Source organism: Kitasatospora sp. NE20-6 (assembly GCF_045862635.1).
Genome location: NZ_BPRL01000145.1, coordinates 1 through 3165 on the forward strand (window position 1 = coordinate 1; position 3165 = coordinate 3165).

The following is a 3165-nucleotide window of genomic DNA, read 5'->3' on the forward strand; positions in this document are numbered from 1 at the left end:
CTGAGGACAAGCCCTCGGCCTATTAGTACCGGTCAACTCCACCCCTTACAGGGCTTCCATATCCGGCCTATCAACCCAGTCGTCTACTGGGAGCCTTACCCTCTCAAGGAGGTGGGAGTGCTCATCTCGAAGCAGGCTTCCCGCTTAGATGCTTTCAGCGGTTATCCCTCCCGAACGTAGCCAACCAGCCATGCCCTTGGCAGGACAACTGGCACACCAGAGGTTCGTCCGTCCCGGTCCTCTCGTACTAGGGACAGCCCTTCTCAACACTCCTACGCGCACAGCGGATAGGGACCGAACTGTCTCACGACGTTCTAAACCCAGCTCGCGTACCGCTTTAATGGGCGAACAGCCCAACCCTTGGGACCTACTCCAGCCCCAGGATGCGACGAGCCGACATCGAGGTGCCAAACCATCCCGTCGATATGGACTCTTGGGGAAGATCAGCCTGTTATCCCCGGGGTACCTTTTATCCGTTGAGCGACGGCGCTTCCACAAGCCACCGCCGGATCACTAGTCCCTACTTTCGTACCTGCTCGACCCGTCAGTCTCACAGTCAAGCTCCCTTGTGCACTTACACTCAACACCTGATTGCCAACCAGGCTGAGGGAACCTTTGGGCGCCTCCGTTACTCTTTAGGAGGCAACCGCCCCAGTTAAACTACCCACCAGACACTGTCCCTGATCCGGATCACGGACCCAGGTTAGACATCCAGCACGACCAGAGTGGTATTTCAACGTCGACTCCACCATGACTGGCGTCACGGCTTCAAAGTCTCCCACCTATCCTACACAAGCCGAACCGAACACCAATATCAAGCTATAGTAAAGGTCCCGGGGTCTTTCCGTCCTGCTGCGCGAAACGAGCATCTTTACTCGTAATGCAATTTCACCGGGCCTGTGGTTGAGACAGTCGAGAAGTCGTTACGCCATTCGTGCAGGTCGGAACTTACCCGACAAGGAATTTCGCTACCTTAGGATGGTTATAGTTACCACCGCCGTTTACTGGCGCTTAAGTTCTCAGCTTCGCCCGACCGAAATCGGACTAACCGGTCCCCTTAACGTTCCAGCACCGGGCAGGCGTCAGTCCGTATACATCGCCTTACGGCTTCGCACGGACCTGTGTTTTTAGTAAACAGTCGCTTCTCGCTGGTCTCTGCGGCCACCCCCAGCTCAGAGTGCAAGACTCATCACCAGGAATGGCCCCCCTTCTCCCGAAGTTACGGGGGCATTTTGCCGAGTTCCTTAACCACAGTTCACCCGAACGCCTCGGTATTCTCTACCTGACCACCTGAGTCGGTTTGGGGTACGGGCCGCCATGAAACTCGCTAGAGGCTTTTCTCGACAGCATAGGATCATCCACTTCACCACAATCGGCTCGGCATCAGGTCTCAGCCTTCATGAACGGCGGATTTGCCTACCGTTCGGCCTACACCCTTACCCCGGGACTACCACCGCCCGGGCTGGACTACCTTCCTGCGTCACCCCATCGCTCACCTACTACCCCATTGGGTCACCGGCTCCACCACGTCCCATCGTCCGAAGACTCCGGGCCGGCTTCACGGGCTTAGCATCAAGAGGTTCGACGTTGGCGCTTCAAAGCGGGTACGGGAATATCAACCCGTTGTCCATCGACTACGCCTGTCGGCCTCGCCTTAGGTCCCGACTTACCCTGGGCAGATCAGCTTGACCCAGGAACCCTTGGTCAATCGGCGCAAGAGTTTCCCACTCTTGTATCGCTACTCATGCCTGCATTCTCACTCGTGAACCGTCCACAACTGGATTCCTCCGCTGCTTCACCCGGCACACGACGCTCCCCTACCCATCCACAGCGCCGTTGGGCGTATTCTGTGAATGACACGACTTCGGTGGTGTGCTTGAGCCCCGCTACATTGTCGGCGCGGAATCACTTGACCAGTGAGCTATTACGCACTCTTTCAAGGGTGGCTGCTTCTAAGCCAACCTCCTGGTTGTCTCTGCGACTCCACATCCTTTCCCACTTAGCACACGCTTAGGGACCTTAGTCGGTGTTCTGGGCTGTTTCCCTCTCGACCATGGAGCTTATCCCCCACAGTCTCACTGCCGCGCTCTCACTTACCGGCATTCGGAGTTTGGCTAAGGTCAGTAACCCGTTGAGGCCCATCGCCTATCCAGTGCTCTACCTCCGGCAAGAAACACACGACGCTGCACCTAAATGCATTTCGGGGAGAACCAGCTATCACGGAGTTTGATTGGCCTTTCACCCCTAACCACAGGTCATCCCCCAGGTTTTCAACCCTGGTGGGTTCGGTCCTCCACACGGTCTTACCCGCGCTTCAACCTGCCCATGGCTAGATCACTCCGCTTCGGGTCTTGGGCATGCAACTACGGTCGCCCTATTCGGACTCGCTTTCGCTACGGCTACCCCACACGGGTTAACCTCGCTACACACCGCAAACTCGCAGGCTCATTCTTCAAAAGGCACGCAGTCACACCCCACAAGGAGATGCCCCCACGGCTTGTAGGCACACGGTTTCAGGTACTATTTCACTCCGCTCCCGCGGTACTTTTCACCATTCCCTCACGGTACTATCCGCTATCGGTCACCAGGGAATATTTAGGCTTAGCGGGTGGTCCCGCCAGATTCACACGGGATTTCTCGGGCCCCGTGCTACTTGGGAGAAGCTCAAGCAAGCCGTACAGATTTCGTCTACGGGGGTCTTACCCTCTACGCCGGACCTTTCGCATGTCCTTCGACTACCCATACGGTTTCTGACTCGCCCAGCCGCCGGCAGACGACTGAAGAACTTTCCCACAACCCCGTCATGGCAACCCCTGCCGGGTCTCACACCATGCCGGTTTGGCCTCATCCGGTTTCGCTCGCCACTACTCCCGGAATCACGGTTGTTTTCTCTTCCTGCGGGTACTGAGATGTTTCACTTCCCCGCGTTCCCTCCACATACCCTATGTGTTCAGGTATGGGTGACAGCCCATGACGACTGCCGGGTTTCCCCATTCGGACACCCCCGGATCAAAGCTCGGTTGACAGCTCCCCGGGGCCTATCGCGGCCTCCCACGTCCTTCATCGGTTCCTGGTGCCAAGGCATCCACCGTGCGCCCTTAAAAACTTGGCCTACAGATGCTCGCGTCCACTGTGCAGTTCTCAAACAACGACCAGACACCCACC

The 3165-nt window shown here is 57.2% G+C and carries 1 rRNA gene; it reads right to left on the bottom strand.

The features are described 5' to 3' along the window. Positions 1-2 precede the first annotated feature (2 nt). Positions 3-3112 (bottom strand): 23S ribosomal RNA (locus SNE206_RS39815). Positions 3113-3165 lie beyond the last annotated feature (53 nt).